Origin of the sequence: Victivallis sp. Marseille-Q1083 (genome assembly GCF_903645315.1) — a bacterium.
Classification (GTDB): Bacteria; Verrucomicrobiota; Lentisphaeria; order Victivallales; family Victivallaceae; genus UMGS1518.
This window is the reverse complement of record NZ_CAHJXL010000002.1, coordinates 901,101-925,566: the sequence shown is the minus strand read 5'-3', so window position 1 is coordinate 925,566 and position 24,466 is coordinate 901,101. Positions and strand designations below refer to the sequence as shown.

The following is a 24,466-nucleotide window of genomic DNA, read 5'->3' as shown; positions in this document are numbered from 1 at the left end:
CGGCGCTGGAGCCGAATGACTTAAAACGGCTCCGACGCCTCCGGCATTTCGGCCAGGACGGTTTGGTACAGCTCCAGAATTTCATCGGAAAAGCAGCAGAATATCACCTCCTGCGGCCAGCCGTCCGTCCAGGACCGGACGGTCCGGACGGCAATTCCGGCAGCTTCCCGTTTGGGATAACCGTAAACGCCGATCGAAATACCCGGGAAGGCAACCGACCGGCAACGTTCCGCCGCCGCCAGCGCCAGCGAGTTGAGGTAGCAATTGCGCAGCAGCGCCGCTTCCCGGCAAGAGCCGCCGCGCCAGACCGGACCCGGCGTATGAATGATGTAACGGGCCGGCAGCCGGAAGCCCGGCGTCAGGCGCGCTTCGCCGGTTTTGCAGCCGCCGAACTTTCGACAAACTTCCAGCAATTCCGGTCCGGCGGCCCGGTGGATGGCGCCGTCAACGCCGCCGCCGCCCAGCAAAGAACAATTTGCCGCATTGACGATGGCATCGACCGGCAGGGTGGTGATATCGGCTTTGACTGCCCGAATTCGCATAGATGTCTACCTCCGGTGTATGATGGCTCGCTGACGGAATAATATAGCCTTTCCCGCCGGCAATGCCAAACGGTAAAAATTTATGACCGCTGAATTTCCGCCATTTGAAATTCGCTTTTTCAATTGTATAGTAAGAAGCATTGCCAAAAATAAGAATCGGTTCAAGGCGGGACGGCACGGCAAAGCGTGCCATCCGAAGAGGAGAACGCTTTGAAGAAAGCGCAACTCAATATGGGTGAAGGATAAAGCGGCGCGAAAAAAGCGGAACGGAAATTTTGGTCGATGCGGAATGATTGACCGGTATCGTTTTGACCGGCATATCGCTTTTTTCAGGCTCTCTGGAATTTCAGAAAATCTTCGATAATTCCCTCTTTTGTTCAGTAAGCAACGATCAATTGCGCCTTCAATACTGTCTGGAGGCGAAAGAAAAAATTACGGTAACGTTCTCAGAAGGACATCTCATGACACAGGATATGACAACGGGGAACCCGCTGAAAGTGATTATCCGGTTTTCATTGCCGGTCTTTCTCGGGTGTCTGTTTCAACAGTTTTACAGCATGGCCGACACGATCATCGTCGGACGGACCATCAGCGTGCAGGCGTTGGCGGCGGTCGGCGTCACCGGCGGCGTCAGTTTCCTGGTGCTCGGCTTCTTTTTCGGGCTGACCGGCGGTTTCGCGGTGATTACCGGCCAATGTTTCGGCGCCAAGGACTATGACGGCGTGCGGCGCTCGGTGGCAACCTCCACGCTGTTGTGTATCGTGACCACGCTGGCAATCACGTTACTGTGTGTTTTGACGGTCCGGCCGCTGTTTGAAGTGATGAATACGCCGGACGATCTGATGGAAGATACCGTCATCTACATGTCGGCGATTTATTACGGCATCTGGGCGACGGTATTCTACAATATGATTTCAAGCATCATCCGCGCCCTCGGCGACAGCGTTACGCCGCTGATCTTTCTGGTGGTCGCGTCGTTGCTGAACATCGGGTTGGATTTCCTGTTCATTCTGACCTTCGGCATGGGGGTCGCCGGCGCAGCCTGGGCAACGGTCGTCTCCCAGGCAGTTTCCGGTTTTCTCTGTCTCTGGTATGTGTCATGCAAATTTCCGATTCTCAAATTGAAAAAAGCGGATTGGAAATGGGATTTCGCCTTTGCCTGGGAACACTTGCGGGTCGGCTTGCCGATGGCGTTCCAATTTTCGATTACGGCGGTCGGCTGCATCATTCTCCAATCGGTCCTGAATCTGTTCGGTTCGACCGCGGTCGCCGGTTTCACCGCCGGCTCCAAAATCGATCAACTGGCCGTGCAGACGCTCGCTTCGCTCGGTCTGACCATGGCCACTTATGCCGCCCAGAACTTCGGCGCCGGCAAGATCGGCCGCATCCGTTCCGGCGTCAACAAAGCGACGGCAGTCTGTGTGGTCTGCAGCATTGTCGCCGGTTTGTTCGTGCTGTTGCTGGGACGACCGCTGACGGCACTGTTCGTCGGGGCAGGGGAAACGGAGGTCATCGACGCATCCCAGACCTATCTGATCCTGAACGGTTCGTTTTATTTGATTCTCGGTTTGCTGTTCATTTTCAGGAATACGCTGCAGGGGATGGGGTTTGCCTTCATTCCGCTGATGGCCGGCGTCAGTGAACTGATTCTGCGGGTGATTGCGGCGTTCGTGTTCGCCAGATATTACGGTTATCCGGGCGTTTGCCTGGCCTCGCCGGCAGCCTGGATCGGCGCGGCAACGCTGTTGATCATCACTTATATGATCGCCATGCGGCGTTATGCGAATTTGCGCTACCGCCGTTACCGGCCGGCCGGTCATCCGGCCTTCGCTTACGAGGCGGGAACCTAAAGCCTGCGGCGCCGCTCCGGAAAAACCGGAGCGGCCGGCGTATCTTCTTACTTGACCAGTTCTTCGGCAAACTGCGCGGCGGCGGCAGCCAGAGAAGGATCGCCGGCAATCTCCCTGGCGATATCGACGCAGTTGCCGCGATAGAAAAATTGCGGCGGCGGCATGGCGGCAAATTCCGCCAGATATCCGGCACATACCTTGGCGGTTTCGACCCCACTGTCATTCTCGTCGCCTCCGGAAGTCATCACATAGGCAAACTTCATTCGGGCCAACGGCGTGGACATTGAGCCGTCCGCTTCATGCTTCAACAGCGCCATCAGCCGGTCCATGAACGCTTTGGTCTGGGCGGAAAAATTGAAGAAATAAACCGGCGAGGCAAACAACACCAGATCGAATTCCGGCAGCCGGTTGATCAGGGCGGCGGTTTCGTCTTTCTGGACGCATCGATAGTTGCCGACTTTCTGACAGCCGTAACAGGAGGAGCAGCCGCCGAATTTGTTTTCGAGTTTACGCAGGTCGATCTCTTCGACTTCCACACTGCCGGCGGGCAATTGGGAAAGCACCAGTTTGGTCAGGGTCGCGGTGTTGCCGTTGGCACGGCCGGAACCGTAGAGAACCAGCATCTTTTTCATCGTCGTTACTTTCTGTTTGAATATCGGTTATCGGGTTCGGCCTGAAACGACAGACCGGAGGGTAAAATCACCCGATTGCAATCAATATATCGCTGCCGCCGATCTTGTCAAACGAAAATAAGCACTCGATATCTCCCCAGTCATCCTCTTCTGGCATCATAAAATACCGGACTGCATCGGCGGACGTGAAAAACATATCGCTGCCGCCAATGATAAAAAATGGATATCCGCCATCGCAATCCGGCGGTGGGATTCGATCCGGAAATTTCAACGGAAATAAAAAATGATGCAACTTGACCTCTCTTTTTCCGGTCATATATTGTTAGTAAAATATAATTAACACGGTGTTTTATGAATTTGACCAAACGACAGAATGAAATCATCGATGCGGCGCTGATGCTGATTGCCCAAGGCGGGATTCAAAAACTGACGATCAAAAATCTGGCCGGGATGCTCAGAATCACTGAACCGGCGATTTATCGCCATTTTAAAAACAAAGCCGAAATCATCAAGGCCTTGATCGAACGCTTCGACCTGGCAGTTCCGGCCGGGAATCCGGCATTGCGCGGTTTTGACGGCGTGGCCGCTTTCGTCAGAAGTCGTTTCGAGCAGGTGATCGCCGAGCCGCCGCTGGCGCGGGTGATGTTTGCCGAAGAACTGTTTATGGATGAACCGAACGGTTCCGAAATGATGCTGCAAATGATGCACCGACACAAAGCCGCGCTCCTGGGCTATTTTCTGGAAGCGCAGGAAAATGGAGAAATACGCCGGGATCTTGCCCCCGAACTGCTCTTTCGGTTGGTATTCGGGCCGGTGCGGCTGCTGATCAAACAGTGGGGGATGGTCGGCGGTGCTTTCGATCTGCGGTTCAAAGGAGATGAGCTGTTGGAAACATTGCGGAAATTATTGAAATAATTTTTTTGACCGATAAGTTAGTGAATTTTAACAAACTTGAGGAGAGATGTTATGAAACGGAAAATTATCGAAATTGATGAAGAAAAATGCAACGGCTGCGGCATCTGCATTCCGAATTGTCCGGAGGGCGCCTTGCGTTTGATCGACGGCAAGGTACGGCTGGTGGGCGACTTGTTCTGTGACGGACTGGGAGCCTGTATCGGAGAATGTCCGCGCGGGGCAATCCGGGCGGTTGAGCGGGAAGCCGAACCTTACGAGGAACGTAACGTAATGGTCAACATCGTCAAACAGGGCGAAAATACGGTGCGGGCGCATTTGAAACATTTGAAAGACCACGGGGAGGGGAAGTTGCTCGAAATTGCAACGGCTTTCCTAAAGGAGAACGGTTTGCCGGTTCCGGAATTGGGCGCTCCGGAAGAATTGCCTTGCGGTTGTCCGGGCACCCTGGGCAAAAAGCTGGCAGTCGTCTCCCGTGAAACTCCGGAAGGAGGAAATTCCGCCTTGCGACAGTGGCCGATACAGTTGAAACTCCTCAATCCGACAGCGGAATATTTCGCCAACGCCAATTTACTGGTTTCGGCCGATTGCGTGGCGCACGCCTGCGGGAGTTTCCACCGCGAGCTATTGGCCGGCAAAATTCTGATTGTCTTCTGTCCGAAACTCGACAGCGATCCGGAAGGATACGTCGAAAAGCTGGCTGAAATTTTCCGGCAGCATCCAATTCGTTCAGTTACCGTAGCCCGCATGGAAGTTCCCTGTTGCGGCGGCACCGTCTCCATCGTCGAAAAGGCGCTGGACAAAGCCGGGAAAAAACTCGAAGTCTTTGTAAAAATCATCGGCATTGACGGTCGCATGCAGCCTTGAGCTTGGGGCGGCCAGTCATCACCCGAACAAGCTCCCAAACAGGTAGACTATGCCGACCTGCTTGGTAAAAATGGTTTTCAGCGACGTGCTCTGGACCGCCGCGGAGAACGGCTGGAACGTTTCCGGGGAGCAGCCGGTTCCGGCCGATCCCAGTTCTCCTGCCCCTCCGGCAACACCAGCATCTCGTCTTCCGGCCAGACGCAATGGAATTGCATATCGATGAACTTCTCGATCTCCGGCAATACATAAGCGCCGTATTCGCAAACGAAACTGATCGATTTGCCCAGGTGGCCGGCCCGGCCGGTACGGCCGATGCGATGCACGTAATCCTCCGGATGTTCCGGCAAATCATAGTTGATCACCACCGACACATCGTCGACATGGATACCGCGCGCCGCCACATCGGTGGCGATGACGATTTTTTCCTTGCCGGAACGGAAATCTTCGAGAATCCGCAGCCGTTTTTCCTGCGGAATGTCGCCGGAAAGCAGCGCCGCCTTGACGCCGTAACGGCTCAACTGGTGCTGCAATGACAAATTGCTGTCTTTACGGTTGCCGAATACCAGCATCCGGTCGAAATGCTGGGTGCGGATAAAATACAGCAGCAGCGGTAATTTTTCCCGGATCGCCGCCGTATAAAAAATTTGTTCAATCGTCTTGCCGACCACTTCTTCCGGTTCACTTTCGATGAAAGTCTGTTCGCGCAGCCAGCTCTGAGCCAGGCGCAGAATGCTGTCGTCCAGCGTCGCGCTGAAAAACATCGTCTGGCGCTTTTCCCGTCCCGGCAGTTGAGCGATGATCCGCCGGACGTCCGGAATAAAGCCCATATCCAACATCCGGTCCGCTTCATCGATGATCAGGATTTCGGTCTTGCTCAAATTCAAACTGCGGCCACGGGCAAAATCGATGATGCGTCCCGGCGTCCCGATCAGCACGTCCACCGGCTGGTCCAGCGAGCGGCGCTGCTTCTCGTGATCCATGCCGCCGAACACGACGACATTGTTCAAATTGGCGAAAGCGGCAATTTTTTCGGCATCCTTATGAATCTGGATCGCCAATTCCCGGGTCGGCGCCATGACCAGTACCCGGCAATAACCGGCGGCACGCTCCGGCAGCGGCTGGTTGAGCAGCCGGGTAAAGGCGGCAATCAGGAAGGCGGCGGTCTTGCCGGTGCCGGTCTGAGCCTTGCCGGCCAGATCCCGGCCGGCCAGCAGAACCGGCAGCGACTGCGCCTGGATCGGCGTGCAATATTGAAACCCCATCTCCTGCAAGCCGAACAGAATATCCTGATGGATCGGCAAATCCAGAAATCTGGTCTTGCCTTCCACTTCCGGCACCTCCAGCAACGCGGCCGGTTTCACCGGCAATATTCTGGTTTTCTGGCCGAGCGCCGGCAATTGCCTTGGCTTTTTTTCGCCGCTGCGCACTGAACGCCGGGGAGGGCGGGTCGCCGGTTCCTCCGTCCGTTTGTTCTTCGATGATTTTCCGGCGGCAGGACGATTTTTGACAGCGGGACGCGCTGTTCCGACAGTAGGCACCGCCGGCTGGGCAATGCCGAGCCAACTGCGGATTCTATTCTTCAATGATGTTAACAAGATACAACCTTTCTCTCACACTTTTCACGGCAAACATACAGTATTTTTGGCGGCAGACGACCCGTCAAAATCCGACAAACCCTTTGGAGTCGTACAGAATCAAGAGAATACCAGGCAGAGCTTTTGGCGCCAGAGCAGGTCTTGAATGCCGTCACAGGTCAGTTCCCGACCGATTCCAAGTTCGTTACTAATATCACCATTCTGTTTTTTTTCAAGATTTTATCACCGCAGGAACCAACTCTTTGGCGAATTTTTTCGGTCCGGACTTGTCGATTCCGGCACTTTACGGTATATTTATGGAATTTTGAATCACCTTGATCAGCAAAATTGAAGGAAAAAAATGAAAACATTGATCGATAAGGCGGAAGTTCTGCTCGAAGCATTGCCTTATATACAGAAATTCCGCAATGCCGTCATGGTCATCAAATTCGGCGGCAGCGCGATGGAAAATCCCGACTTGGTTCGCAAAACGATGCGCGATATCGTTCTGCTGGAGTGCATCGGCATTCGTCCGGTCGTCGTCCACGGCGGCGGCAAAGCAATCTCGGCCGCGTTGAAAAAGCGGGAGATTCCGGTCAATTTCATCTTCGGCTTGCGGCATACCTGCGGGGAAACCATTCAAGTCGTCGATGACGTGCTTCACAACCAAATCAACCGGGAACTGGTCGAGCTGGCCCGCAATGCCGGCGGACAGGCGATCGGCATTTCCGGCAAATCGGTGCTGTCGGCGGAAAAGATGTTCGCCACCAACCCTGAAAACGGCGAGCGGGTCGATGTCGGCTTCGTCGGCGATATCGTTGCGGTGGACGGTTCCCGCATCCTCGAAGCGTTGAACGCCGGCCAGATTCCGGTCATCACTCCGCTTGGAACCGGCATCGACGGCCAGATTTACAATATCAACGCCGATATCGCCGCCTGTAAAGTGGCGGAAGCCATTCACGCCCGCAAACTGGTTTTCTTAAGTGATGTTCCCGGCATCATGCGCGACCCAGGTGACGAATCGACGGTAATCCCGACGATCTGCACGACGGAAATCAATGCCCTGATTCAGGATAAGGTCATCTCCGGCGGCATGCTGCCAAAGATTCAGAGCTGTCTGCGGGCGCTGCAGGCCGGCACCAATAAAGTGCACCTCATTGACGGCCGGGTGGTGCATTCGCTGCTGTTGGAAATTTTCACCGACAGTGGCATCGGCACGGAAATCGTCAAACCGGATTCCATCTGATGAACCTGGTCCTGATCGGCATGAAGCATTGCGGCAAAAGCACCCAGGGCAGGGCGCTGGCCGCCATTCTGCAGCGGCGCTTCATCGACAGCGACGAAGCGCTGGAACGCCTATATGCCGAGAAGCATCACGAATCGCTGCCGACCCGGCAGATTTTTCAAAAACTCGGACGGGAGGGCTTCCGCCGGCTGGAAGGCGAACTGCTGGACCGCTTGGCGGCCGATGTTCCCGACAATGCCGTCATCGCACTGGGTGGCGGCACGCCGGGCAATCCGTACGCGGCGGCGGCGTTGACGAAACTCGGTTGTCTGGTTTATCTGGAAGTGGCGCCGGAAGTCATCTATCCGCGCATCGTCGCCAACGGCTTGCCGCCATTCCTAGACGCGGCGGCGCCTCGGGAAAGCTTTGCCCGACTGTACCGGCAGCGGGCCGAACGTTACCGGGCCGTCGCCGCCTGCCGGGTGCCGGTTCAGCAGGAAGCTCCGCCGGAGCAGTTAACCCAGCGTTTGCTGGCATTATTGAAGGATCGATTATGAGCGGCAGTATTTACGGCAATTTTTTTCAGATCAGTACCTTCGGGGAGTCGCACGGTCCGGCGCTCGGGGTGGTCATCGACGGAGTGACCCCCGATATCCGGCTGGATGTCACGGCCATTCAGCGCGAATTGGACCGGCGCAAGCCGGGACAATCCAAACTGACCACCCAACGGCGGGAAGGGGACTTGGTAGAGATTCTGTCCGGCCTGTTCGAAGGCAAAACCACCGGAACGCCGCTGGCCATGCTGATCCGCAATCACGACGCCCGCAGTAGCGATTACCGCAATCTGGCCGGGTTGTTCCGGCCCGGCCATGCGGATTATACTTATTTCAAAAAATATGCCAACCGCGATTATCGCGGCGGCGGCCGTTCTTCCGGCCGGGAAACGGCGGCGCGGGTCGCCGCCGGCGCGGTCGCCAAGCAATTGCTGGCCGCCAAAGGCGTCACGCTCTTTTCCCATACACTGCAGATCGGCGCGGTCAAATGTACAACCTTCAACCGGGAAGAGGTGGAAAATAACCCGGTGCGCTGCGGTGACGCCGCCGCCGCGGAACAGATGATCCGGGCCATCGAAACGGCCCAGGCCAACCGCGACAGTGTCGGCGGTATCGTCGAGTGCCGGATTGCGGGGGTGCCGGCCGGTTGGGGCGAACCGGTATTCGACCGGCTGGATGCCGAATTGGGCAAAGGGGCGCTGTCCATCGGCGGCGTCAAAGGCGTGGAATTCGGCGCCGGCTTCCAGGCTGCCGCCATGTCCGGCAGCCAGCACAATGATCAATTCGGTCCGGACGGCTGGCAGAGCAATCATGCCGGCGGTATTCTCGGCGGCATTTCCTCCGGAGCGGAAATCGTCTTCCGCGTCGCGGTCAAGCCGACCGCTTCGATCGCCCGGCGCCAGGCGACGATCGCCCTTGACGGAACCCCGGTTGCTTGTGAAATTCGCGGCCGGCACGATCCATGTCTGTGTCCCCGTTTGGGCGTCGTACTGGAAGCGATGAGCGCTATCGTATTGATCGACATGTGCAAACGGCAGGCTGCACTGCTGGCCTGACACTGCGCCGGACGAGGAAACAGAGGAGAAAAAAGCGATGGCAACGAAGTTGAAATTTCAAAAAGTCGGCGGCAGCCTGCAATGTCTCATCACCCAACCGGAGGAGTTGCGATTGCTGTCGGATTTGGATCCGGCGCTGTGGGCGGTACTGAGCGCCCCGCTGGAAGCGTTGAATACCAACCGGGATTTTCTGAACTACCTCGACAGCGACGCCAATCGGGTCATCCGGGTGGATGACCTTTATGCGGCAGTCCGCTGGTTGTCGGATCGTTTGAAAGATTTTTCAGCCCTGAATGATGTTGCTCCTGCTCTGGAGTTGTCGGCGATTGCCGATACGCCGGCCGCGGCGCATTATGTGGAATTTATTCAAGCCAATCCGGACTTGACCGATGAACAGGGCCGGTTGATTCTGGCCAAAGTCACCGCGGCAATTCGAGAGCTGAACGGCAGCGCATTGCACGGTGACGGAATTTTGACCGCGCAGGCGGTTGCCGGTTCGGCCGGAGAAACGCTTTATCTCGATATCCTGAAGGCCGGTTACGGCACCGCCGCCCCTGAAGGCGGCACCGGCATCACGCTCGATGGACTTGAACAGTTCATCAAGGCCATCGCCGAATACGTCAACTGGGAGAGCAACGCGGCCAAACCGTTGTATGAAGGACAGGATCCGGCACCATTTTTCGCCCCCTATCAAGCATTGCGCAACAAATTGGACGAATTTTTCCGCTATTGTCAATTGGTAGCGCTCAATCCGGTCAATCTCGACCGTTTCCGGCTTGATCCCAAGGCGTTGCCGCCACTGGCATTGAACGATCCGGCCGCCGTGGCCGAAACCCTGCAGGAGGCGCCGCTGGCGGAACCGGCCGCCGATTTGCGGCTGGATTTCTCCGCCCGGCTCAACCCTTTCTATGCGAACACCCTGAAGGAATTCTCCCGAAACTTTCAATTGCCGGAACTGACATTGGCACGCTGGCAGGAAATCAAACAGGCCTTGGCGCCTTATGAGCAATATATAGCCAAATTGAGCGGCGATGTCGCCGGAAAACTGGAACGGAAAACATTGACCGGCTATCTGGACGACCAGGCGGTTCAGGCGCTGCGAGACCGGTTCGACGAAGATAAAACCTTGGGCGCCCGTTTGAACCTATTGCGCGATTTTGAAAAATTACTGCTCTATAAACAATATTTGTTCGACCTGGTCAACAACTTCGTCAATTTCCGGGCGCTGTTCGACCCGACGCTCGACTCGATGATCCAAAGCGGTACATTGATCATGGACGGCCGGCACTTCGATTTGATCATCCGGCTGCGGGATGTCGCCGCCCATAAAAAAATCGTCGTCAACTCCAATCTGTGTCTGATGTATCTGGAAATCCAAATGCCGCCCGGCCAGCCGCCGCAATATCTGGCGGCGGTGATCACCGGCGGCAGCACCGGCCGGATTTATCCAGGCAAGGGGGGTGTCTTCATCGACAAGGACAAACGGTGCTACAATGTCAGAGTGACCGATTTCCTCAACGGCCCGATTTCATTCGGACAATCGTTCTGGCAGCCGTTCCGGCGGCTCGGCGGCCTGGTGGGCAGCCGGTTCCAGAAGCTGACGGATTTTTCGCCGGTGGAAACTCAGGCGGCGGAAGCGATCAAAAACGACAAACCGTCCAACCTGAAAAGCATTTTCACCAGCAGTCCGGCACTAATCATGTTCGGCGGCGTCAGTCTGGCGGCAGTCGGCAGCAGCGCCGCGTTTTTGATCAAGGCACTGGAAAAAGTCACCTGGCTTCAATTGGCTTACGGATTCGGTATCATTTTGCTGGCCATCATCGTTCCGCTGGTCGTTTCCGCTCTGATCAAATTGCAGAAGCGCGATTTGGGCTTATTCCTGGATGCCGCCGGCTGGGCGGTGAATCTGCCGATGCGCTTGAGTTATCAGGTTTCCCGGATCTTCACCTACCGGGCCCCTTATCCGCCCGGGGCCGAATTGAACCGTCGGGACATCTGTTCCCAATACGCGCCGGCTTACAACTGGAAGCTGTTGTGGATCTGGGGCGGCATTTTACTGGGCATCGGGCTGCTCCTCTGGTATTGGTACTGGAATTGACCGGCTCAAAGTTGGTCTAGCCAGTCAACAGCGTTCGTATATCCTCATCCCGGTACACTGTTTTGCTCTGCGCCCGGACCAGTACAATACCGGCCTGGGCGCAAACCCGATCCTTCAGCGCATCCGAACGCATCGCGTTCGGCGTTTCATGAGAACGGTCGTCCAGTTCAACGGCGCGCCAGACGGTCAAATCCCTCCGGCGGCAGATCAGAAAATCGATATGACGTGATTTGATGCGATTGCGCAAGGCATGATAATTCTTCACGCCGTTTTTGACCCGGACGATGTCTTCCAGCCGGGTTTTACAGAAAATAACGTATTGACGATGATCGACCACCCGCTCCAACACCCGATAGAATGCCAGTTCATTTTCACTGAGCAGCCATGCCCGCTCATAGACATTTCGCGGCCGCCGGCATCCCAGCCACAGCCCGATGACCAACAAAAAAACAACAACACCGGCAACCGGCAACCACCAATCAGTCAACATTCACTCCTGTTGTTGAAAAATTCCGCGAATACCATAGTGGAACAATTGCTTTTTTGCAAAAGCCGAACTATTCTTTTTTCCAGAACACTTTCCAGAAGCGATCGTCTTAATGGGAAGGGGCCTTTTGAGCGGCACGGATATAACGTCGCATAATATATGTTATGTTAATCAAAAGATGATTTCTTTCGGGCAGGGGAGTGATTACTTCGAAACGATATTGAAATCTGTCAAAAATACCGTATGTTATCTCTTGCTGTTTTTTTTATGCATTGACAGATCCTCCGGTTTTGAATCGATAAGAGATAGAATGAAAGAATACGATGTTATCGTCATCGGCGCCGGCCATGCCGGTTGTGAAGCCGCCGCCGCCGCCAGCAGATTGGGAGCGGCAACGCTGCTAATCACGTTGAATGCGGATCATATCGCCCAAATGAGCTGCAATCCGGCCGTCGGCGGCATCGCCAAAGGTCAGGTGGTGCGGGAAATCGATGCGCTGGGCGGCATGCAGGGTATCATCACCGATTGCGCGGCAATTCAATTCCGGCTGCTTAATCAAACCAAAGGGCCGGCGGTCTGGTCGCCCAGATCGCAATGCGATAAGGTCTGCTATCAGAGAGCCGCAAAATTATATTTGGAACTGCAATCCAATCTGGATATCCTGCAGGCTGAAGTTACCGCATTTTGTCTGGAGGACGGCGAATTACGCGGAATCGTCACTCACCTGGGCGAAATCATTCGTTGTCGAGCCGTGGTGGTGACGACCGGAACTTTTTTATCCGGCAAACTGCATTACGGTTTGCAGCATTTCCCGGGCGGCCGGGCAGGAGACCCGCCCTCCTATGCGTTGGCGGATGCGTTGCGCAACCAGATGCAAATCAGACTGGGGCGATTGAAAACCGGCACCCCTCCCCGTATTCTGGCCAAAACGATCGACTTTTCGGCGATGACTCAACAAGTTGCCGATTGTTTCGAAGAAGAGTTCAGTTTCTGGCCGACGACGCAGCCGCTGCCGAAAGCGCGGAAGCGTGATCTGCCTTGCTATATGGTCTATTCGACGGAGGAAACGGCCGACATTGTCCGGGACAATTTGATGCAGGCGCCGTTGTACCAGGGCAAAATTGAAGGAATCGGTACCCGGTATTGTCCCTCGTTTGAGGACAAAGTCGTCCGCTTCCCGCATCATCCCTGCCACCTGCTCTATCTGGAGCCGGAAGGCGAATATACCCGGGAGTATTACATCAACGGTATCTCAACCAGCCTGCCGCCGGCCATTCAGCAGCGGATGATCCATTCCATTCCTGGCATGGCAAACGCCGTCATTACCCGTTACGCCTATGCGATCGAATACGATTTTATCTTTCCGGACCAGCTCAACCGGACGCTGGCGCTCAAACGTTGGCCGAATTTCTTTTCCGCCGGACAAATCAACGGAACCAGCGGTTACGAGGAGGCGGCCGGACAGGGCTTGCTGGCTGGCGCCAATGCTGCCCGTTATGCGGCCGGCCGTTCTTTGCTGGAGCTGTCGCGCGACACCAGTTACATCGGCGTCATGGTCGACGACCTGGTAACCAAGGATATCATCGAACCGTACCGCCTGTTCACCAGCCGGGCGGAATACCGGCTGCATCTGCGCCAGGACAACGCCGATTTGCGGCTGTCGGAATTCGCGTTCCAAACCGGCTTGCTGCCGCTCGAAAATTACCGCCGCTTCGCCGGTTATCGCGATCGCCTCAACACCGTCGCGGCGTTCCTGAAACAGACCAAAATCGATCGGAAATCCTTGTGGCAACATCTGAAAACGCTGGAAGGGGTTTACCGGCCCGACACGCCCCTGCCCTTTGCCGCCGACCGGCTGCCATTGGATTTGGCCGCGGCCGCCGACCGGCGTTTGTTCCGTCAATTGCTGATCCAGGCCCATTATGAAGGTTATCTGCAGCGGGAAAGCATATCGATCGATAAACTGAAAAAACTGGAAAGCTGGCGGATTCCGCCGGATTTCGATTACGATGCCATCGACGGCTTGAGCAACGAATCAAGGTTGAAACTCAAGAAAATCGTTCCCTCCACGCTGGCGCAGGCGGAACGGATTGACGGCGTAACGCCGCCGGAAGTCGCCCTGTTGCAGATTCACCTCTCCCGTCTCTACAAGCAAACCCCGGCGACAATCAATGCAGACCACCAATCCTGACCGTTTTCATTTTTTCCGAGACTTCCTGATCCGGCTTTCCCGGGATCGCCTGGCGCTGTGCTGTCTGCTCGGCCTGATCGGTTATCTGCTGGTGGCCGTCGGGTTCGAAAGCTACACGGCGTATTGCCGTCATCAACGGCTTACGCCGATTTACAACCGGGAAAATATGGCGGAACGCTTCGAGCCCCCCTCCTCCCGCCATTGGTTCGGCACCGATTACATGGGACGCGACGTGTTCTGGCGTTCGCTGGCCGGCACGGCTACCGCCGTCAAAGTCGGCGTCATCGCCGCCTGCATCGCATCTCTGATCGGGGTACTGCTCGGCGCGTTGGCCGGTTACTACGGCGGCAAACTCGACGAAGCGACCGTCTGGCTTTACAGCACCTTTGCGGCAATGCCGACGTTGCTGTTCATTCTGGCCTTCGCGTTGCTGGTCAGCAAAGGATTCCTGTCGCCGGGCATCGGCCGCTTCGTCCGGACCTGCGGCGCCTGGCTGAATACTGACCCGGGCATGTTGGCCATCTATTTCGGCATCGGCCTCACCGGCTGGGTCACATTGTGCCGGGTCGTCCGGGCGGAAACGTTGAAATTGCGCAACCAGGGTTACGTCCTGGCCGCCAGAGTGGCCGGGCAGCATTCGCTGATCATCATCTTCCGGCATATCCTGCCCAATCTGATGCATCTGGTCATCATCTATTTCACCCTGTTGTTCGCTTCGGCGATCATGACCGAAGTGATCGTCAGTTACCTGGGGCTGGGGGTGCAATCCGTCCCCAGTTGGGGACTGATGATCGCCGATGGCCAGGAACGCCTCTGGCGCGGCATCTGGTGGGAAGTCGCCGCCGCCACCGGCGTTATGTTTTTTCTGGTGCTTTTTCTGCACATCCTCGGCGACAAACTGCGCGACTTGCTCGATCCGCGGCTGCGCGGCAGCAATTGAACGCGCTCTCTTCCGGGCAAGCGGAAAAAACGCTTTCCCGATCTGGCAAAACCCCTTTTGCCGTGATAAGGTAGCAACAAACAATCCGGAGAGGCTGGCATGATGAAACAAAACTTTCTGATGGCTTTGGACCAGGGGACTACCAGTTCGCGCACACTGATTTTCGACCGGCAATTGCGCATCGTCGGTCAGGCGCAGCAGGAATTGCCGCAATACTATCCCCACCCCGGCTGGGTGGAGCATGACGTACTGGAACTGCTGGAATCGCAATTTCTGTCAATGGAGCAGGCGCTCCGTTCGGCCGGCCTCCAACCGGAACAGATTGCCGCCATCGGCATTGCCAACCAGCGGGAAACGACGGTAATCTGGGACCGTACCACCGGAGAGGCAATTCACAACGCCATCGTCTGGCAATGCCGCCGCACCGCCGATTACTGCGAACAACTGAAGCAACGCGGCCTGGCCGAATACCTCCAAACGACGACCGGCCTGATTGTCGACGCTTACTTCTCCGCCACCAAAATTCAATGGCTGCTCGAACAAATTCCCGGCGCCCGCGAACGGGCGGAACGCGGCGACCTCCGGTTCGGGACCATCGACAGTTTTCTGATCTGGCAACTGTCCGGCGGCCGGCGCCATGTTACCGACTACACCAATGCCGCCCGTACGATGTTGTTCAACCTTCAAACCCTGCAATGGGACGAGCGGCTGCTGCGGGAATTCGCCATTCCGCGCGCCATGCTGCCGGAAGTGGTGCCGAGCAGCGGAATCGCCGCCCGCTGCGCCACTCCGCTGCTGAATCATTGTCCAATCCCAATCGCCGGCCTGGCCGGCGATCAGCAGGCGGCGCTGTTCGGGCAGAATTGCCGGCAGCCGGGAACCTTGAAGAATACCTACGGCACCGGTTGTTTCATGCTGATGAATACCGGCGGTCATCGGGTTCGTTCGAACAACGGTTTATTGACGACCCTGAATGCCCAGACCCGGCCGGGGCAGCCGTCCTATGCGCTGGAAGGATCGGTATTCATCGGCGGAGCGTTGATTCAATGGCTGCGGGACGGCCTGCGCATCCTCGAAAACGCCGCCGATTCCGGCAAAATAGCCGCGACGGTTCCGGACAACGGCGGCGTTTATCTGGTGCCGGCTTTCGCCGGGCTGGGAGCGCCGTACTGGGATATGTACGCGCGCGGCACCCTTGTCGGTTTGACGCGCGGCACGACGCGGGAACAGCTCATCCGGGCCGCCGACGAAGCCATCGCCTACCAATGCCGGGACCTGGCCGAAGCGATGCGCCAGGATTATCCGCATCCACTCACCGCATTGCGTGCCGACGGCGGTGCGGTCGGCGATGATTTTCTGCTGCAATTTCAGGCCGACCTGCTCGGTATTCCGGTCGAACGGCCCGTCTGCGTGGAAAGCACCGCGCTGGGAGCGGCACTGCTGGCGGCGGAAGCGGTCGGCTTTGCCCCGGCCGCCGAGATCGGCAAGACGGCGAAGATTTTTACTCCTCAAATGCCGCCGGAAAAGCGCGAACGCCTCTACCGCGACTGGAAACGGGCCGTCGAACGGGCGCGTCACTGGGCCGTCGATTGATGTTTTAAAAATCCGGACCGGTCAAGCCGGGATATGCGGCATGATATGCCGCGAGGCGCCGGAAGAAATCCGCCAGAATTTGATCAGCGGCCAACCGTCGGCACATCCGGATCGTACCGGCAGTTTCATGGCGCCACCCCAGCGGTTTCGGACAAAACTTCCGGCGCGGCAGTTCAACCAGTTCCGCCCAGGCGGGCTCCAGCAGAGTTGCAAACGGAGCGATATCCCACAGAGAGGCCTGCGATTGCCGCCAGCTTTCGATGGCACGCCGAAAGCGCTGGAACAGAAAAGCGCCGAGAACACCTCTGGCCGCCAAATACGTTTCCGCCGCTTCGCGGGTTAAAATCAACTGCTGCGCTACTCCGGCGCACGGAAACATCACAATCGGCACCATCGAATCGAAAACGATTTTCACCGCGGCCAGGTCGCCGCATAAATTGAATTCTTCCGGCGGGTTTTCATAAAGCTGGCCGCCGAGCCACCAGAGTTCAATTCGTTCGCAAATTGTCGGATCCAGTAAAATCGCCCCGGCGATGTTGGTCAGGGCAGCGATGGCGACGACCTTCAACCGGTGCAATGCGTCGTATTGCCGGGACAACTCGACCAGATGCCACGCCGCAGCGGACACGCCCCCCTGCTCCGCCGTCGCCGCCGCGCCCGGCAGGCACGGAATATCCCGGCCCGGAAAAAAAGTCAGCAGCCGGAGCAGCTCCCGGTAACTGGCCTGCATTCCTTCGCCGCGGGAATAGACGTTGACATGCAAAAACTGGGCGGCATACATGGCCCGAATCTGAAACCGTTCCGCCGCCATCAAGGCCAACGCAATGGCAAACTGGTCATCCGTCTCGTTGGCGGCATCGGAATCGATGACGATATCGATTCGATCAGGCAAGCAATCTTTCGGCATATCCGATTCTCCTTTTTATTTTGTTTTTCACAAACCGGCTTTATAGTACCTATAAGTATAGCAAATTTTACCGGATCAAACAACCGTCTGGAACTGGATTTTTTATATGGCGAACAGGATTTTTGTTGGATATGCTTGATTTCGAGTTGGAATTTTGCGGCCTGTTCCATTCGGATGCCGCCGTGGACTATCATTCGCACCGCGGCGTGGAACTGGTCTGGCAGGCGGCAGGCCGCTGCCGGCATCAGATCGTCGACTGGGAGTGGACCACCGACTGCGGCTGGCTGCTGGTCATACCGCCGCACACCGCGCACCGGCAAATTTCACTTTCCCGGCAACCGCAGACTATTTATATCAGTTTCCTGAACAACCGCGACTTGTTCGATCCGTCGCTGCGAATCGAATTTTTCGGTCATGATCATCTGGTCGGCGCCTGGTTTTCAGCACTGTTTGAAATCTGGAACTTGCGGCCGTCCCATTACGAACGCATCTGCCAGGGACTGCTGCACGCGCTGACCGCCCGGCTGAGCGGCACCCCGGAGCCGGCAGCGCCGGAACAATGGCTGCAGCAAGCCCGTTTCCTGCTGGACAACCGCTTTATGACAATCCGTTCGATCGAAGAAGTGGCAGAGGAATGCGGCGTCAGCCGAAATCACTTCGCCGTCGGGTTCAAACGGGCGTTCGGGCAGTCCCCGCTCGAATACCTGACCCGGCGGCGGCTGAACTATGCGGCCAATCTGTTGCGTTCCCCCTATCGGGAAATCAAACAAATCGCCCGGCAATGCGGATTTACCGATGCCAATTATTTCGCCCGGATTTTCAAAAAGCGATTCGGCTGTACCCCTTCCGATTTCAAGTGGAATCGACACTTCGATTCCAGCGAATGGCTCAAACCGCCGGAACGGCAGGAACCTTGACCGTCTTTTCCCGGAAAGGAAAAAAGCCGCCGTTCAAAAACGGCGGCTTCTGGACGACGGATCGTCAGCGAGTCATCTTATAGCTGAATTCGATAACGCATTTCTCCTCCGGCTGCAAAGTGACATTCCAGATCGCTTCACTCAACGGACTGTTCCAACGCCACTGATCCGTCATCACATTGACGGAATCCGGCTTCCGGTCCGCTTTGAGGAATTCCCCGTAGAATTGCTTTTTGATCTTCACATCGACCGGCGTCTGACGGTAGTTGGTGATCGTCAACGTCGCGGTAAAATCAAGCGTCTCCATCGATTTCAACTGCAGGAAACTGCCCGAACTTTTACCGCTCTGCCGTTCATTGACTTCGGTTTTGACGCTGAGCGCCCGGGTGATTTTGACGGTCGCTTCCTTGCCGGGCGCCACCCAATCCACTGTGCTTTGCCCGTTGAAATCGCCGAGAGTGTAGACATTGACCGGCGCCGTAGTCATCGGGAAATCAAACGGATTACTGAACACCAGACACTCCCAAATGTCGTTGTTCGCCTGGTCGGTGCCGGGATTGTTGATGTTGTTGACGGATTGAGCCGGAATATTCCACTCCAGCAGTTTGCGGTAAGTCGTTTCTTTTTCCGCCAGCGGCAAATAAAGGGATTCGCCATATTCCATCGACAGTTTGCCGACCGGCTGGAAATAGAGATCGACGCCGTCCGGCGGCAGATCCGGTACGCCGCTTCCGGTATCGGCCGCCGCATCCGCCATGCGGGCATTGCTCATCACCGCCGCCATCTTCATTTCATACATCGGCCGCGGTTGACCGCCGTTCAACTGGGCGAAAAATTTCTGCAGCGTCATGCCCGGATCCATCAGCGAACCGACTTGGGAAAAAGTGACATTCGGGAAACCGGAAATCAACCGGATTTCAGCATCCTTGAACGCTTCCAACTCATTGCGCAGCACCGTCTGCTGGGTCAACTGCATCTGGTCGGCAGTCAACAAACTGATATTATACGATGGCGCCCAGGCAATGCCGTTGGCCAGATAATGCAATTTCAAATCGGCGGGAAGTTCTCCATTCAGAATCATTACATTCTGGATTTCCCGACCGGTAAAATTGCAGCCATTCGCCTGAATCGAGCGGATTTCATCGACCGGAATACTGACCGTATCGCCGTTCTCCTTTTTCAGCAGCAACGGCAGCTTCAACTCTTCCATCGGCGGAATATAGCTGTTGTCATAGGGTTGCGGCGGCGCGGTCGGCAATTTCGGTTCAACCGGCGGCAATATTGTTCCGGTTACGGCCAGGGTCTTCTCCGCTTTGAGAAATACGGTCGCCTGACAATTGGCAAACCGCTTGGCATAACTGACGTAATCGGTGGTGAAATCGACCTGACGCAATTCCTGCCGCACTTTGATCTGCAGTTTACCGCCATTCTCGACGAAAAAGGTCCCGTGGATCGCATAAGGCACTTCCTCATAATGATAAATGCCATCTTCGGCCGTTTTCGCCGTGATCTGCTTGGTGACAACGCCGATGCCGTTTTTGAATACGTCGATCCGTTCAATGTTGCCGGAGGCCTTTTCCCAGGCCATCGTACCGCTCACACCCAGCAGCAAAGCCGCTGTCGACCAGAAAAATTTACGCATTTTCTTTTACTCCTTATGATTGCTAAGGTTGAAACTTCGGAAATATAGCACAGGAATACAGTTTTGGTACCGGAATCCGGCATTGAAATGTAAAACCATTGTAAAAAATCAGCCGCCGGTCCGTGACGGCGGCCGGTTGTTTCAATCGGCTGGTCCGGCAGGCGCCGGATTGTATTGTTCCAGTTCGGCGATTTCCGCCCGGACCGCCTCCCGCTCCTGCTGCCATTTCTCCGTCGCACTCCGGCATTCGGCAGCGGAAACTTTCCCGAGAAATGCTTCCGGATACTTCAACTTCTGTTCCAGTTGCCGGTCCTGCTCCAGCAGGATTTCCGCCAAACCTCTTCCGCCGGCCTCATATTCCGCCTGCAGGAGCTCCGACTGCATTTTGATTGTTTCCGCCAGTCTCTTTCCCAAGCGCTGCCGTTCCTCGTCCGAAACCCCGGCTAGCAGCACCGCCGGATTTTCCAATTGGAGAATCAACTCCTGCTCCTGGACCGCCAACACTTCGGAGAGCGGAATATGGCCGGCCTGATAATAATTTTGGGCACTTTCGCATTGTTTCCGCAGGATTTCCGCCAGTTCCATCAGCAAAATCCGCCGCCGTTCCGGCACTTCAGCCACGGTATCGTACAGAATCCGGTCATCGGCTTCCAGCAGCAGCCGCAATTGCCGGGCGCGCAATTTCCAAATATCTTCCAGCGGTCCCGCACCGGTCTGACACGCCAGTTCCAGTTCCTGAAGCTGTCGCTCCTGCACGTGATATAACTCCTGACGCAGCCCGGCAATCAATTTCCGGCTTTTCGCTTCCGCTGGAAACAATAACAGCCGTTCAATTGCCAGCAAAATCATCCGCGACCGGCTGTCCTCCAAATCATTCAAGTCGGCGTTACCGGAGTGATAACGTATTTCCATTTCCCGGTAACGCCGTAATTCGTCCTTCAATAGCGAGTCGATCGCTTCCAATCGTTCTGAATCGGCCGGCTCTGCCCCGGCCGCCGGCTGCCAGGCGATGGAAATTTCCCAAGGAGAATCGCCCTCCGGAACGGACATTGGAGAATCCGTTTTCCCGTTGTCCTCCCACGCTTCCACCGCACGGCCAATTTGACCGGACAACAATAGAACCATCACCCATTTCCACATTTTTTCCCCTTTCCGCTTGAGCCCTCCGGTATCCGATGCTAGAAACCAATATGGTGCCAACTGCGACAATCCACGCCAGACTTTTTCCGATGAATCGGCGGATTCCTCAAGGCAAATCAGCCGGATTCTGCTATATTACACTCTATTGAAAGCAAATCCAAACTTTTTCGCGGAAATATCTGTTCATGAAATTATCTCAAGCCGGCTTCGCCCATTTCGCTGCCGTCATCACCATCCTGATTTGGGGAACCACCTTTATTGCCACCAAGTTTTTACTGCAAAGTTTTTCGCCGATCGAAATCCTGTTTTTGCGTTTCGCCCTCGGCTTCGCGGTTCTCTGCGGCCTGCCGGGCCGCCTGCCGTACAATTCCTTCCGGCAGGAAATGTTGTTTGCCGCCGTCGGGCTCTGCGGCGTCACACTGTATTTTCTCTTCGAAAATATCGCGCTGCAATACACGCTGGCATCCAATGTCGGCATTCTGGTCACCGTATCACCATTTTTCACCGCACTGTTGTCCTGCTTCCTGCTGAAAAATGAGCATTTGACCGGACGTTTTTTCCTCGGCTTCGTCACTGCGTTATTCGGCATCGTCCTGATCTCCTACAACGGCAGTGTCGCCCTGCAACTCAATCCGCTCGGCGACATTCTGGCCATCCTGGCCGCCGCCACCTGGTCGGTCTATCCCATTTTGATGAAACGGATCGGCCAACTGGGCAAACCGATGGCGCTCTGTACCCGGCGGACGTTTTTTTACGGCCTGTTGTTCATGCTGCCGGCATTGGGCTGGTTCGGTTTCGCACCGTCATGGGAAAAATTTCTGGAACCGGTCAATGCCTTCAACCTGCTGTTCCTCGGCCTCGGCGCTTCCGCCGTCTGCTTTGCCACCTGGAATTGGGCGGTCAAGATTCTCGGCGCGATCAAAACCAGCGTCTACATCTACCTGGTCCCGGCCGTGACGGTAACCGCCTCGGTACTGCTGCTGCACGAACCGTTGACCTATCCGGCTCTGGGCGGCATCGCGCTGATTCTTCTCGGTTTGATTCTGTCGGAAAGAAAATCCGGCGCTTCATAATGCGGCGGCGCGTCGACCGGCCCATCCGCCCTATCGATCGAATTTGAGATAGCGCAGCCGCAATGCGTTGCCGACGACGGAAACCGAACTCAACGCCATCGCCAACGCACCGAACACCGGGTTCAGGCGCGGACCGCCGAAGGCGTAAAACACTCCGGCCGCCAGCGGAATGCCGATGGCATTGTAGAAAAATGCCCAGAACAAGTTCTGCCGGATCACCCGCATCGTCGCCCGGCTCAAGCCAATCGCTTTGCTCACTTCCAGCAAATTGCCCTGCATCAGCACGATATCAGCCGATTCCATCGCCACATCCGTCCCGGAACCGATGGCCATGCCGACATCGGCCTGGGCCAGGGCCGGCGCGTCGTTGATGCCGTCGCCGACCATCGTTACCTTTTCGCCGGCTTCCTGCAGCTTCCTGACCACTCCGGCCTTGTCCTGCGGCAAAACCTCGGCGTACACGTCCTTGATGCCGACCTGACCGGCCGCTTCACTGGCGGCATCCTGGTTGTCGCCGGTCAACATCGCCACCCGCAACCCCATCTCCTGCAATTTATGGATCGCCTGTTTCGCCGCCGGTTTGACGGTATCGGCCAACGCAATCACCGCCAACAGCGTCTCATCCTCGGCCAGGTAAATCAGACTCTGTCCTTTCGGCAACCGCCGGTCCACTTCCAATTTGACCTGACAATCCCGCATCAACCGCGCACTGCCGACCATCAAATTGCGGCCGTTCAACGTCGCGGCAATCCCATTGCCCGGCAATGCGGCGAAATCATCCGGCTCGACCACCGGCAGTTGCCGCGCTTCCGCCGCCCGGAGAATCGCCTTGCCCAGCGGGTGCTCGGAATTCTTCTCCACCGCGGCAGCCCACCCCAGCACCTCGTCTTCGGTATGGCTTCCAACCGGGAAAACACCGGTCACCTCCGGCTTGCCGCTGGTGATGGTTCCCGTCTTGTCCAGCACCGCCATCGTCAGCGCGCCGGCAGTTTCCAATGCCGTACCGCTTTTGATCAGAATACCGTTCGAGGCTCCCCGGCCGATACCGACCATCAGAGCCGTCGGCGTCGCCAGTCCCAACGCGCAGGGGCAGGCAATCACCAGAACCGCCAGAGCGAAAGTCAAGGCAGCGGCCACCCCGACGCCGGCAAAATACCAGACCAGAAAAGTCACCAGGGCCATACCGAGCACCACCTGCACGAAATAACCGGAGATCAAATCGGCAATCCGGGCAATCGGCGGCCGCGAACCCTGGGCATCGGCAATCAATTTGATGATCTGGGCCAGCACCGTCTGTTCGCCGACCTGGGTTGCCCGGAACACGATCGAACCGTTGGCATTCAATGACGCGCCGGTGACCGGATCGCCGGAGCGCTTGTCAACCGGAATGCTCTCCCCGGTCAACATCGACTCGTCCACCGCCGTCGAACCTTCGACGATCACGCCGTCGACCGGAATGCGCTCGCCGGGCCGGACCCGGATCAAATCGCCGCTCTGCAACTGTTCGACCGGCACTTGCACTTCGGTGCCGTCCCGCACCACGGCAGCGGTCTTCGGCGTCAACGACATCAACTGCCGGATCGCCGCCGAAGTTTTGCGCCGGGAACTGTGTTCCAGATTTTTACCGAGCAGGATCAGGGCGATAATCATGCCGGCCGTATCGAAATACAGCTCATGATTTTCGCCCCGCAGCAATTGCCAGATACTGTACAGGATCGCCGCCAGTGTACCGACCGCGATCAAAGAGTCCATATTCGGATGCCGGCGAAATAACGCTTTCAAACCGTCCGGATAAAAACGCCAGCCGGCCCAGACGATCGGCGCCAGCAGCACCGGCTGCAAATATCCATCCCAAACCGGCGGCAGCGGCGGAAACGGCAGTTTGAGCATCCCGTGCATCGCCGTATAAAACAACAGGACGGCAAATACCACAGCGATGCAGAACCGCCGCCAATGGTCATCGCCGGGTTCTTCGACCGGAACCAACCCTTCGCCGGCTTGAATTTCCCGCGCCTGATAACCGGCCGCCACGACGGTATCGATGATCTTCTGCGGCGTTAATCGTTCCGGCTCGAACTCGATGGTCAAACGATCCGTCGCCAAATTGACGAAAGCGCTTCCGACGCCATCGACTCCGTCAAAAGCTTTCTCAATGGCCCGGGCGCATGAAGCACAATGCATCCCCCCAATCAAAAAATCTTTTTTCAACATCGCTGATTCCTCCTCATAGGAAATATTTTTTCATCGCAGCCAGTCAATTCAAACAA

General features: G+C 56.4%; 21 protein-coding genes. 12 read left to right on the top strand and 9 right to left on the bottom strand.

From position 1 onward, the window contains the following. Positions 1 to 20: 20 nt before the first annotated feature. Positions 21 to 542, bottom strand: a complete 522-nt coding sequence (locus tag HWX74_RS19840; RefSeq protein WP_176015284.1) for an O-acetyl-ADP-ribose deacetylase — start codon at positions 540 to 542, stop codon at positions 21 to 23. A 473-nt stretch (positions 543 to 1,015) separates the two neighbouring features. On the opposite strand from HWX74_RS19840, the gene HWX74_RS19835 reads away from it, so the two are divergent. Then, positions 1,016 to 2,392, top strand: coding sequence for an MATE family efflux transporter (locus HWX74_RS19835; RefSeq protein ID WP_217705037.1), 1,377 nt, complete (start codon positions 1,016 to 1,018; stop codon positions 2,390 to 2,392). Between the two features lie 47 nt (positions 2,393 to 2,439). Here the strand turns inward: HWX74_RS19835 and HWX74_RS19830 are convergent, their stop codons facing one another. Beyond that, positions 2,440 to 3,024, bottom strand: a complete 585-nt coding sequence (locus HWX74_RS19830; RefSeq protein WP_176015282.1) for a flavodoxin family protein — start codon at positions 3,022 to 3,024, stop codon at positions 2,440 to 2,442. A 67-nt stretch (positions 3,025 to 3,091) separates the two neighbouring features. Next, on the bottom strand, positions 3,092 to 3,316 hold the full coding sequence (locus tag HWX74_RS19825) for a hypothetical protein (protein WP_176015281.1): 225 nt from the start codon (positions 3,314 to 3,316) through the stop codon (positions 3,092 to 3,094). 59 nt (positions 3,317 to 3,375) lie between these two features. Between HWX74_RS19825 and HWX74_RS19820 the strand changes: the two genes are divergently transcribed. Then, on the top strand, positions 3,376 to 3,939 hold the full coding sequence (locus HWX74_RS19820) for a TetR/AcrR family transcriptional regulator (RefSeq protein ID WP_176015280.1): 564 nt from the start codon (positions 3,376 to 3,378) through the stop codon (positions 3,937 to 3,939). A 51-nt stretch (positions 3,940 to 3,990) separates the two neighbouring features. Continuing rightward, positions 3,991 to 4,803 (top strand): ATP-binding protein, encoded by an 813-nt coding sequence (locus tag HWX74_RS19815; RefSeq protein WP_176015279.1) that lies wholly within the window; start codon positions 3,991 to 3,993, stop codon positions 4,801 to 4,803. Between the two features lie 77 nt (positions 4,804 to 4,880). Here HWX74_RS19815 and HWX74_RS19810 read toward each other — a convergent pair whose 3' ends face one another. After that, positions 4,881 to 6,398 (bottom strand): DEAD/DEAH box helicase, encoded by a 1,518-nt coding sequence (locus tag HWX74_RS19810; protein ID WP_176015278.1) that lies wholly within the window; start codon positions 6,396 to 6,398, stop codon positions 4,881 to 4,883. Positions 6,399 to 6,738: 340 nt separating this feature from the next. Here HWX74_RS19810 and argB point away from each other — a divergent pair, with 340 nt between their 5' ends. Genes argB through HWX74_RS19790 form a run of 4 tightly spaced genes read left to right on the top strand, consistent with a single transcriptional unit; the run spans position 6,739 to position 11,309 of the window. Continuing rightward, positions 6,739 to 7,623 (top strand): acetylglutamate kinase, encoded by an 885-nt coding sequence (gene argB / locus HWX74_RS19805; RefSeq protein WP_176015277.1) that lies wholly within the window; start codon positions 6,739 to 6,741, stop codon positions 7,621 to 7,623. After that, positions 7,623 to 8,159 (top strand): shikimate kinase, encoded by a 537-nt coding sequence (locus tag HWX74_RS19800; RefSeq protein ID WP_176015276.1) that lies wholly within the window; start codon positions 7,623 to 7,625, stop codon positions 8,157 to 8,159. Before argB ends, HWX74_RS19800 begins: the two co-directional genes overlap by 1 nt. Further along, entirely contained in the window at positions 8,156 to 9,211 is a 1,056-nt protein-coding gene (gene aroC / locus HWX74_RS19795) for a chorismate synthase (RefSeq protein WP_176015275.1), read from the top strand. Before HWX74_RS19800 ends, aroC begins: the two co-directional genes overlap by 4 nt. A 37-nt stretch (positions 9,212 to 9,248) precedes the next feature. Then, entirely contained in the window at positions 9,249 to 11,309 is a 2,061-nt protein-coding gene (locus tag HWX74_RS19790) for a hypothetical protein (protein ID WP_176015274.1), read from the top strand. Positions 11,310 to 11,325: 16 nt separating this feature from the next. Here HWX74_RS19790 and HWX74_RS19785 read toward each other — a convergent pair whose 3' ends face one another. Further along, positions 11,326 to 11,796, bottom strand: a complete 471-nt coding sequence (locus tag HWX74_RS19785; RefSeq protein ID WP_217705036.1) for a DUF2726 domain-containing protein — start codon at positions 11,794 to 11,796, stop codon at positions 11,326 to 11,328. Between the two features lie 310 nt (positions 11,797 to 12,106). On the opposite strand from HWX74_RS19785, the gene mnmG reads away from it, so the two are divergent. From mnmG to glpK, 3 genes are all read left to right on the top strand, one after another. Continuing rightward, positions 12,107 to 13,987: a tRNA uridine-5-carboxymethylaminomethyl(34) synthesis enzyme MnmG gene (gene mnmG / locus HWX74_RS19780; protein WP_176015272.1), complete on the top strand. Its 1,881-nt coding sequence runs from the start codon at positions 12,107 to 12,109 to the stop codon at positions 13,985 to 13,987. Further along, positions 13,968 to 14,927 (top strand): ABC transporter permease, encoded by a 960-nt coding sequence (locus tag HWX74_RS19775; RefSeq protein ID WP_176015271.1) that lies wholly within the window; start codon positions 13,968 to 13,970, stop codon positions 14,925 to 14,927. Before mnmG ends, HWX74_RS19775 begins: the two co-directional genes overlap by 20 nt. Positions 14,928 to 15,029: 102 nt before the next feature. Continuing rightward, positions 15,030 to 16,520 (top strand): glycerol kinase GlpK, encoded by a 1,491-nt coding sequence (gene glpK / locus HWX74_RS19770; RefSeq protein WP_176015317.1) that lies wholly within the window; start codon positions 15,030 to 15,032, stop codon positions 16,518 to 16,520. A gap of 4 nt (positions 16,521 to 16,524) precedes the next feature. Here glpK and HWX74_RS19765 read toward each other — a convergent pair whose 3' ends face one another. Continuing rightward, positions 16,525 to 17,427 (bottom strand): nucleoside hydrolase, encoded by a 903-nt coding sequence (locus tag HWX74_RS19765; RefSeq protein WP_176015270.1) that lies wholly within the window; start codon positions 17,425 to 17,427, stop codon positions 16,525 to 16,527. Positions 17,428 to 17,558: 131 nt separating this feature from the next. Between HWX74_RS19765 and HWX74_RS19760 the strand changes: the two genes are divergently transcribed. Beyond that, a complete protein-coding gene (locus tag HWX74_RS19760; RefSeq protein WP_176015269.1) occupies positions 17,559 to 18,344 on the top strand; it encodes an AraC family transcriptional regulator in 786 nt (261 codons plus the stop codon). 64 nt (positions 18,345 to 18,408) lie between these two features. Here HWX74_RS19760 and HWX74_RS19755 read toward each other — a convergent pair whose 3' ends face one another. Both HWX74_RS19755 and HWX74_RS19750 read right to left on the bottom strand, forming a co-directional pair. Next, complete coding sequence (locus tag HWX74_RS19755; protein WP_176015268.1) at positions 18,409 to 19,986, bottom strand: DUF4139 domain-containing protein; 1,578 nt, start codon at positions 19,984 to 19,986, stop codon at positions 18,409 to 18,411. 141 nt (positions 19,987 to 20,127) lie between these two features. After that, positions 20,128 to 21,126, bottom strand: a complete 999-nt coding sequence (locus tag HWX74_RS19750) for a hypothetical protein (RefSeq protein WP_176015267.1) — start codon at positions 21,124 to 21,126, stop codon at positions 20,128 to 20,130. A gap of 185 nt (positions 21,127 to 21,311) precedes the next feature. Between HWX74_RS19750 and HWX74_RS19745 the strand changes: the two genes are divergently transcribed. After that, on the top strand, positions 21,312 to 22,199 hold the full coding sequence (locus tag HWX74_RS19745) for a DMT family transporter (protein ID WP_176015266.1): 888 nt from the start codon (positions 21,312 to 21,314) through the stop codon (positions 22,197 to 22,199). A 30-nt stretch (positions 22,200 to 22,229) separates the two neighbouring features. Here HWX74_RS19745 and HWX74_RS19740 read toward each other — a convergent pair whose 3' ends face one another. Continuing rightward, complete coding sequence (locus tag HWX74_RS19740; protein ID WP_176015265.1) at positions 22,230 to 24,410, bottom strand: cation-translocating P-type ATPase; 2,181 nt, start codon at positions 24,408 to 24,410, stop codon at positions 22,230 to 22,232. Positions 24,411 to 24,466 lie beyond the last annotated feature (56 nt).

Bases quoted from the DNA above. Each gene is read 5' to 3' on its own strand.
- HWX74_RS19840 (WP_176015284.1), bottom strand. From the start codon at position 542: ATGCGAATTCGGGCAGTCAAAGCCGATATCACCACCCTGCCGGTCGAT.
- HWX74_RS19835 (WP_217705037.1), top strand. From the start codon at position 1,016: ATGACAACGGGGAACCCGCTGAAAGTGATTATCCGGTTTTCATTGCCG.
- HWX74_RS19830 (WP_176015282.1), bottom strand. From the start codon at position 3,024: ATGAAAAAGATGCTGGTTCTCTACGGTTCCGGCCGTGCCAACGGCAAC.
- HWX74_RS19820 (WP_176015280.1), top strand. From the start codon at position 3,376: ATGAATTTGACCAAACGACAGAATGAAATCATCGATGCGGCGCTGATG.
- HWX74_RS19815 (WP_176015279.1), top strand. From the start codon at position 3,991: ATGAAACGGAAAATTATCGAAATTGATGAAGAAAAATGCAACGGCTGC.
- argB (WP_176015277.1), top strand. From the start codon at position 6,739: ATGAAAACATTGATCGATAAGGCGGAAGTTCTGCTCGAAGCATTGCCT.
- HWX74_RS19800 (WP_176015276.1), top strand. From the start codon at position 7,623: ATGAACCTGGTCCTGATCGGCATGAAGCATTGCGGCAAAAGCACCCAG.
- aroC (WP_176015275.1), top strand. From the start codon at position 8,156: ATGAGCGGCAGTATTTACGGCAATTTTTTTCAGATCAGTACCTTCGGG.
- HWX74_RS19790 (WP_176015274.1), top strand. From the start codon at position 9,249: ATGGCAACGAAGTTGAAATTTCAAAAAGTCGGCGGCAGCCTGCAATGT.
- mnmG (WP_176015272.1), top strand. From the start codon at position 12,107: ATGAAAGAATACGATGTTATCGTCATCGGCGCCGGCCATGCCGGTTGT.
- HWX74_RS19775 (WP_176015271.1), top strand. From the start codon at position 13,968: ATGCAGACCACCAATCCTGACCGTTTTCATTTTTTCCGAGACTTCCTG.
- glpK (WP_176015317.1), top strand. From the start codon at position 15,030: ATGAAACAAAACTTTCTGATGGCTTTGGACCAGGGGACTACCAGTTCG.
- HWX74_RS19765 (WP_176015270.1), bottom strand. From the start codon at position 17,427: ATGCCGAAAGATTGCTTGCCTGATCGAATCGATATCGTCATCGATTCC.
- HWX74_RS19760 (WP_176015269.1), top strand. From the start codon at position 17,559: ATGCTTGATTTCGAGTTGGAATTTTGCGGCCTGTTCCATTCGGATGCC.
- HWX74_RS19755 (WP_176015268.1), bottom strand. From the start codon at position 19,986: ATGCGTAAATTTTTCTGGTCGACAGCGGCTTTGCTGCTGGGTGTGAGC.
- HWX74_RS19750 (WP_176015267.1), bottom strand. From the start codon at position 21,126: ATGTGGAAATGGGTGATGGTTCTATTGTTGTCCGGTCAAATTGGCCGT.
- HWX74_RS19745 (WP_176015266.1), top strand. From the start codon at position 21,312: ATGAAATTATCTCAAGCCGGCTTCGCCCATTTCGCTGCCGTCATCACC.
- HWX74_RS19740 (WP_176015265.1), bottom strand. From the start codon at position 24,410: ATGTTGAAAAAAGATTTTTTGATTGGGGGGATGCATTGTGCTTCATGC.